At 40.7% G+C, this 8,901-nt stretch carries 4 protein-coding genes; 3 read left to right on the forward strand and 1 reads right to left on the reverse strand.

What is annotated here, in order from left to right:
• Positions 1-185: 185 nt before the first annotated feature.
• Positions 186-641, reverse strand: a complete 456-nt coding sequence (locus tag GXZ13_07170; protein ID NLX75587.1) for a hypothetical protein — start codon at positions 639-641, stop codon at positions 186-188.
• A 266-nt stretch (positions 642-907) separates the two neighbouring features.
• Between GXZ13_07170 and GXZ13_07175 the strand changes: the two genes are divergently transcribed.
• The 3 genes from GXZ13_07175 to GXZ13_07185 all read left to right on the forward strand — a co-directional run bounded on the left by GXZ13_07175 (position 908) and on the right by GXZ13_07185 (position 8,640).
• Complete coding sequence (locus GXZ13_07175) at positions 908-7,189, forward strand: leucine-rich repeat domain-containing protein (protein ID NLX75588.1); 6,282 nt, start codon at positions 908-910, stop codon at positions 7,187-7,189.
• A gap of 141 nt (positions 7,190-7,330) precedes the next feature.
• Entirely contained in the window at positions 7,331-8,386 is a 1,056-nt protein-coding gene (locus tag GXZ13_07180) for a YeeE/YedE family protein (GenBank protein NLX75589.1), read from the forward strand.
• Positions 8,387-8,415: 29 nt separating this feature from the next.
• On the forward strand, positions 8,416-8,640 hold the full coding sequence (locus GXZ13_07185; protein NLX75590.1) for a sulfurtransferase TusA family protein: 225 nt from the start codon (positions 8,416-8,418) through the stop codon (positions 8,638-8,640).
• Positions 8,641-8,901: the final 261 nt, after the last annotated feature.

Raw genomic sequence — 8,901 nt, forward strand, 5'->3', positions numbered from 1 at the left:
ACCGGAAAGTGCAATTAGTATTAGCGTAATAAATATATGTAATTTTTTTGTTCTCATATTGCTCCAATCTAAGAATTGTTTTATTTCCAATATCCTTTCTTTACAAGAACCTTTTCTGTATAAGCAGCTCTGTCCACAACATAAACCTCTTCACTCACAGTCCTGGAGCGATCGTGCGCATGATCTCAGACTCCGCCATTACTGGCTATATAATTTTGCCAGTGCTGATACCAAGCATCTTTAGTCTTAAATCTTGCTCCACAGTTTTTTCCTAAACACACTGTATAGGTGTGTGTTTCGTAATGCCCTTTTTCCTCATGGTATACATTTTTATATACAGGGGGAACCCATGTTTTATCTTTTGTGGAAGAATTTTTCTTGTCCGATTTTGCAGACTTTGCTGAATCGCTATCCTTGTCAGCTTCTGAGTTAGCACGATCTTTATCATTATTGTTACTCTTATCTGCCTTATCTATTTTCTTTTCGGTCTGCTTTGTAGTTTCTACCTTTGATATGGGTCTATCGATACTGTTGCTATTTATTTGCTTATAGCCAATCACAGATAGACTTACAATCAATATCAAAGCTGCAGACAGTAAAGCGATTTTCTTTTTTGAATTTGTTCCCATATATGTAACCATCCTTGCTGGAGCTTAACTGTATTAAGACTCCAAATATATTATCGATATGTTTTAAGACATATTTGCTTTGCTTATTTTTGGTATTGCTAATTAACATTTTCCCAAAATGGCAATGTAAGGTCAACCAAATAAAGACCTTAAGCCATTGAAAATACTTATATTATAAAATCCAAGTATAAGTATAAACAATTAGCTCTCTGTAGATATGGAAGATAAACTTAATAAGGAATGCTAAATAAATTATTATATGAAAGAGAGGATATAGAATGAGGCATAGACATGTAATAGCCTTACTTCTTGCCTTCGCACTTACTGTTGCGCCGTTCGCATCTTTTGCGGCGGAGCTTTCAGGTGAGGGTACGGCTCTTGAGTCACCTCGTGTTGCAGCTAAAGAGGTAGATTCAAAGACTTCGGACGCTGTTACAGACGAAACGCTGTCAAGCGATGAGGTAACTGTCGCAGAAGGCGAAGAAGCTCAAGGGGCAGAAGTAGGTACCTCGGAAGAGGGTATTGCAAAAACAAGCGAAAGAGACACCGTTGATGAATGGGTTGCCACAGACTTTACCTATGGAGATTACGAAGATCTTATTTATGGGTGTGATTATACAAGGCAAATCATTGTTTCCGGGAAGGTAGTAACAGGTTTTACTGCTCAAGGAGAAGAAAAACTTGCTAATAATAAAGACTTGGTTCTTCCTGCCAAAGATGATAAGGGTAATGTTCTTGTCGGTGTGGGGGATTCGGCTTTTAAGTCCAAAGGACTTACTTCAGTTAAATTTCCTACAGGAATGATGGTTTCGTACGACGATACTGTCACTAATCGTGTTACAAAACGGGGAAATTACATTATAGCGGAGAGTGCTTTTGCAGGTAACGAACTGACGTCGGTATATTTGCCTAGTGGAGTTCTGGCTGTCATGTCAGGCGCTTTCCAAAGCAATAAGTTGACAAAAGTAACGCTTCCAAGAACGATATGGTGGCTTGAAACGCTTTCTTTTGCCAAGAACCAGATTACTGATGTAAGCTTTCCTGTAACAACGGACTTCCAGCTTGAGCTGCATGGTATGGCTTTTGCCAGCAATAAAATCAAGTCCGTTACAATTCCGGACTACGTAGAAGTAATCAACAAACACGTATTCGCACTTAATCCGGGAATGGAGGCTTGCGATCCTGCTGCAGGAGATAAAGAAGTAGCTTTAGGTGGAGTCGTATATATGTATACGGATAACCCTGCTCTTGAGTACAAGGACCGTATCCATCACATAGATCAACCGACAGCAAGCCAAAAATCATGGCATCAGAAGCTTATCGTTATTGATGGAACACCGGAAACATCAAACCCGGATACTGACAGGTGGAACGAGAGCGACTTTACTTACGAAGGACAAACAATAACCGGTCTAACACAGCAAGGTATTACAAAGAGGGCTGTCAATAAGGATCTCGTTATACCTGATTCCACGCCTAATGGTACGCTTGTAACTGCATTGGCAGATACGACGAGTTCTTACGGGTTGTTTGCCAGCGAAACAGAGAAGTTTGATAGTGTAAGACTTCCAAGCGATCTTGAGAGAATTGGCAACAACGCATTCAGAGATAACGGACTTAATGACGTTGTGTTTCCTGCTGAACTCAAAGAGATTGGAACGACTGCATTTCAGACTAATAATCTGACTTCTGTAATAATGCCTGACACAGTAGATAAGCTTGGGGCCGGAGCGTTCGCGACAAACCCTAAGCTTGAGAGAATTAACCTCTCCGGTTCGCTCACGGAGATTCCGGATTCGGCATTCGGTTGCAGCGATGACAAGAACTATATGCCTAAACTTACAGAAATTGAAATCCCTGAAAATGTTACAAAGATTGGGAAACGCGCTTTTGCAGGGAATAATTTTAAAGAGATTAATATACCTTCCAAGGTTACATCTATTGGCAGCTATGCATTCTCGACAAAGAATTACTTGCGTGAGCCATGTACATTAACCTTGCCCGAAGGTCTTAAAACTATCGGAACATATGCATTCCGTAATAAGATAATCGAAATGGTTAAATTGCCTCAAACAGTAACAGCTCTTAAATCGAATGTATTCCTTAAGGAATACTCTGATGAAACTCCTGTAACTGTTACAAAGGTTTATGTAAGCAATTTCGAGCAGTATTCAGATAAGACAAACTTCCCACTGTCCGATACGCACGAGTTGATCTACACAGGAACGGATAATTGGGTAGCAGAAGACTTCACATATGGCACACAGGAGCTTAAAAAGAGTGACTTTGTGACCGCTGGGAATGATCAGGAAGCCGGATTGACGGGTGACATTTATGTAATAACCGGCCTGACAGAGCAGGGCACTAATAAGCTTGCTATAAATAAGGATATGGTTATTCCGGCGACTGATCCTGACGGCAAGAAAATTCAAGGGATAGGAGACAAGGCTTTCTACAAGGCAGGACTCACATCCTTGGCTCTTCCTGTGACAGAAAAGGTTGATAATACCACTGCATGGGATACGAGTGTAAACAAACGTGGCGATTTCTTTATCATGGGTTCTGCATTTAGAGGAAACGATCTTACAATTGTTGACATTCCTGAAGGAGTGCTTTTCATCGGAACTAATGCATTCCAAGACAATAAGCTGACAAGTGTCAAACTTCCTTCATCTCTTATGGTTGTAAGGGATCAGGCATTTGCGAGCAATACAACAAGCACGACAAATGCAATCGCTTCAATAAACATGCCTGAGAATACGGATTTTCCAATCTCTTTCGGAGCGATGTCATTTGCGTTTAACAAGTTAACGAGTGTTCAGCTTCCGTCTAAGACAATTGTCGTTGATAAAAATGCTTTTGTTGTCAACCCCGGAATGGAACCTGTTCCTGCCGGATCGACAACAACAGAGCAAAAAGGCGGAGTTGTATATATGTACATAGCCGACAGCAATCCAAGCTCGGCAATTGCCAATCTCTCTGGAACAGGCGTGTCTAAGAGTAATGTTCAGAAGCTATTTGCCGGAGAAGCAGCTCCTGCAGAGTTTGGCCCTTGGGATGCAAATGACTTTACATATGAACAAGGCATAGTCACAGGACTTTCCGAAATAGGACAGAAGAAAATAACACATAATAGCAACCTGGTAATTCCTGCCAAGAGCCCTGACGGAGTATTAATTACTGAAATAGGTTCGGTTCCGGTTACTGATAGTCACGGTCTGTTCGACTATTCATATACTAATTCGGACACCGGAGAGCCGGAAACATATGTACCAACATCAGTAATTTTCCCGTCAACACTTAAGAAAATTGGCTCTTTGGCTTTCCAGGCGCAGATAGATACAAAAACAGGCGATCAGAAGGGCATTACAGCTGTTAATTTCCCTGAGGGTCTGGAAGAAATAGGTCAAATGGCATTTAGGTATGCACCACTTACTTCGGTTAGACTGCCTGACAGCGTTATAACTCTTGGAGTGGCTGCATTTACTTCTACAGATAAGGCAAAGGTTAAGATGACATCTCTTAGTTTATCTGAGGGCCTCACATCGATTCCTGCGAGCGCATTCCAGTCTCACGATATAAAGGAACTGGTAATTCCTGCGAATGTAACTTCTGTTGGAGGAAGAGCATTCGCCGGATCCCCGCTTACATCACTGGTCCTTAACGATAAACTGACAAAGATCGACACATATGCATTTGCACAGCATCAGCTTACATCACTTATTATTCCTTCATCTGTCAAAGAAATAGGAAGCAGTGCATTCGCTGTAGCACAGGAAGGGCGCAATGCTACCCTGACAAACCTTGTTCTTAGCAAAGGACTGGAAAAAATATCGTCAAAAGCGTTCCAGAACAGTCTACTTAAAACAGTAATTCTTCCTGAGACTGTTAAGACGCTGGACAAGGCTGCGTTTGAGGGCAATATATCAGGTGAAGGAGACGGAAGAGCTGTACTCAGAACTTCTAATCTTGAGCAGTCACAGGCATCAGGAACCTACACCAAGGTCGTTATAGATGGAAAAGGTCATGTTGTTAAATTCGACAATATGGCGGGTACAGGCTGGGATCAAAACGACTTTACTTATAGTGGAGACGAAACAACAATAACAGGCTGGTCGGCATCGGGAAACGAGAAGAGAAAGCTCAACCACGATCTGGTTCTCCCGAATGTTTCTCCAAGCGGCGTTACCATTACAGCAATTGGAGATATGGCATTCCAAAGCCCTGAAAGTGAACGTGTAATCGGTAAATACGAGTCGACAGCGGTTTATGGTATCGAAACAGTTGCATTTCCTGAGAGCCTCCAGGTAATTGGAAATAAGGCATTTGAATATAATAATCTTAAGTCTGTTCCGCTTGAAAGTGCTACACAGCTCAAGGACATAAGGGTGAGCGCATTCCATGCTAACCAAATTTCTAATCTGGTGATACCTGATACAGTGGTTGCTATGGGTGACGGTGTATTCTCTATGAATGCGATTACCAGTCTTACGATGTCAAAGAATGTTACCGTAATTCCACAAGGAGCTTTTTCAATGAACATCCGTCTGGATAACATAACTATACCCGATACAGTTACGGAAATTCAGCAGACGGCTTTTGCAGGAGCAAGATTGACAGAGTTAAATATACCGGCATCTGTCACTAAAATCGGGCAAAAAGCATTCCATCTTCATCATCTTCAGAGCTTGACAATACCCGGTACGGTTAAAGAGATAGAGGATAATGCATTTGAAGGAACATTCAAAGCAACCACTCTTCAGACTCTCGTTCTTGAGGAAGGTATTGAGAAGATTGGTGCCGGTGCATTTAAGGAAGGATTACTTGAAGAGGTCGCTCTACCTACGAGCTTGAAGGAGCTTGGTACAGAGCCGTTCCAGAACAATGCAGGTGAAGCGGGAAGTGGAGTTGTTCTCTTGACAACAGAGAATCCTACCCACCTCAAATGGAATAATGCAAAATACCATACGATAAAGCTTATAAACTTTGAGCTTGACTGGATAGCCGAAGATTTCGTTATAGAAAACGGAGAAATTAAAGGTCTCAGCGATAAGGGAAAGGTAAAGGCAACAGTTAATCCTAATATGGTAATACCGGCCAAGGATCAAGATGGAAAACCTATTACCTCTATCGCTCAGGCATCATTTAATGGTGCAGCAGTGCCTGAATGCAAGGAGCTGGTATCCGTTGTAATTCCTGATAGTGTAATATCTCTGGGGAACGGTGCGTTTACTAACTGCACATCTCTTACCGACGTTACGCTTTCCAAGAATCTTACAGAGATTCCTAACGCAGCGTTCAATGCAACCGCTATTAAGAAACTCGACATTCCTGAAGGAGTTAAGACAATCGGAAACAATGCATTCACAGGTGCACCTATAACAGAACTCAAGCTTCCATCTACGCTTGAAACAATTGGATCCAGTGCATTTGGAAATCATCAGCTCACAGAGCTTGAGATTCCGGCAAATGTTAAATCAATAGGAAATTATGCATTCAGAGTAAGTAACGAAAACTTGAAGGATTCTTTATCAACTCTCAAGCTTAACGAAGGGCTTAAATCAATTGGTAGCGGAGCATTTGGTCGAAGCAACCTGACATCTGTAGATCTTCCTTCAACAGTAAAGACACTGAACAAACTTGCTTTTGACAAGAGCGCAAATACAGTTGATGTATTGACAAGCAATGTTGAACTGCTTGCTTCAGACAATCCAACAAGACAACTTAATATCGTATTACCTATCAGAACTGTAACCTTCGAAACAAGCTATGGAACGCTGGATAAAACTTCGGCTAAGACGACAATCAAGGGTGTTTTAGAAGAGTTAAGCGATCCTGAAGGCGCAGATAGCTGTAATACATTCGGCGGATGGTTTACAGCTGATGAGACTCAGGCAACAATAGATACTGTGTACAGCAAGGACACAACTCTTACCGCAAAATGGTCCACAAGTCACGACTGGTCGGATTGGGTAATTGTTGAGCCTACGACAGAGGCAGATGGATCTGAGACACGTACATGTAGTAAGAATCCTAATCACGTTGAGACGAAGGTAATTCCAAAGATTACTTATGGTTTCTTAGAGGGTGATGCACAAGAAGGAGATAAGAAAGTATGGGTTCTCGAAGACGAAGGTGAACTGAGATTCCGCATTGAGAGGTCTTATAAGGATGCGGAGACCTTCGAAAGAGCTGAAACTGTTATGATTGACGGTGTAGTATTGAGCGAAGATATGTATGGCGTTGAGCCGGGAAGTCTCATTGTTAAACTTAAAGATATCTACCTTAATACTCTGACAAAAGGTAACCATTCAATCAGTGTTTCGTTTAATGACAACGGTTCTGTAACAACAACATTTGCAGTTGTTGACAAGACATCTGGAGACATAGATGATGGGTCCGGAAACGGAAACGGAAACGGAAACGGAGACGGTTCAGGATCAGAATCAGGGTCAGCTAAGACAGGCGATGATTCAGCGATAGCTATTTATATGACTCTTATGCTTCTTGCAACATCAGGGTTTGGAGCTGCAATGGTCGCACGTCGCAAAAAGAACTAATTATTTAAGAAGTCAGGATTGAATATTGATAATTTTTAAATGAATAAGGTCTACTAACCATACTACCTCGGCTGCGTGAATATGTGGTCGAGGTAATTGGATATTTACTGCAAAAACTTTGAAAAGAGGGATGAGGCACGCGTGGGTAACATATCGGGACTTGTAGTTGGAATAGTATTTGGAATTATACTTAAAAAAAGCAGATTTTGCTTCACAGGAAGAATAAGAGATATTTATCTTGAGAAAGATAGCTATAATATAGTTCTTATTATAGCTATCATAAGTACCGAGGGCTTTTTATATCAATTATTTGGACATCTGGGACTTATTACGATACCGTCATATCTACCGCCTTTCTCTCTTGTTTCCGTTGCACTTGGAAGTTTTATATTTGGCATTGGAGCGGTAATGATGAATGGATGCATAACATCTTCCTTAGTAAAATGTGGAGATGGAAGGATTATAGGATGGCTGTCCATTGCAGTGTTTCTTGCTGTAGGGTATTTCTTCTCGGCCGGAAGAGGAATAGCTGTTACAGACGGTCTTAGAAAGCTTACGACAGCTACCGACAACATATCGCTACGTCGTTCATGGTTCGCAGTCGTTATGTGGGGCATGATAGCTGTGATTTCCTATTTTCTTATGTTTAGATATCGCAAAAAACATAAAGCGAAATTCTCTATACCGAGTAGATATACGGGTATAAGACACATAATATGCGAGAAAACAATTTCTCCCGAGATTGCCGCAATTTGTATTGGGCTCGTACTGGGGATTACCTTTCTTGTAAGCGAACAAATCGGAAGGCACCATGGTTTATCCGTTGCTGTTCCTTTACTTTCTTGGGTGTATACCATAACAAATCCGATATACATTACAGGCGGATGTAATTACTATGACCAGACATTTGGATGGGGAAGTCTGCTGGTGCTCGGAATAGTAATAGGGGTTTTCATTTCGACACTGATAAGTGAGGAGTTTTCAATTGTTATGCCGGCAAAGAGGGTGATAGTAAAGTCAATTGTTGGAAGTGCTTTTATGGGAGCGGGTTCCATGTGGGGGCTTGGCTGTCTTTTATCCAACGGATACGTCGGAACTGCACAGCTTTCATTAAAATCATGGTATGCTTTCTTATTTATTGTACTTGGAATATGGACGGGGACAAAGATATTTCTTGTGGGAATAAAAAGATCATAGGGTGTGCACTTTAACTAAAGGAGTTAATAATGGATAAGATAAAAATTGATACTAAGGGAATGGATTGTCCAATGCCTCTCATCGAATTAAAAAAGTCTATGGAGGAAGCTGAAAAAGGGCAGGAAATAGAAGTTCTGTTCACTTGCCCGGAAGCGACTGTAAACTTGCCACAATATTGTCAAGAAAATGAAATTGAAGTTCTCAATTATGAGAAAGAGGGCAATAAATTCTGGCGCATAGTGGTTCGTAAATAAAATACAAAGATTTTTATAATATAGAATAATAAATATATAAAGATTTTTATAATATAGAATAATAAATATATAAAGGTTAATAGAAACTTATTTACCGATTGAATCAATTACACTGCAACAATACCATTTATTTAATAAAATATTAGGTATCTGAGCGGTGTTTTTGTTATAATAAACAAACACGTCAAAGGATCTTCAGATGGCGTTGGTAATGAAATATGTATATTGAGAAAACGGAGAAATAATAGCTTAATGAAAAAT

It is taken from the genome of Synergistaceae bacterium (assembly GCA_012728235.1).
In the GTDB taxonomy this organism is placed as follows: Bacteria; Synergistota; Synergistia; order Synergistales; family Synergistaceae; genus JAAYFL01.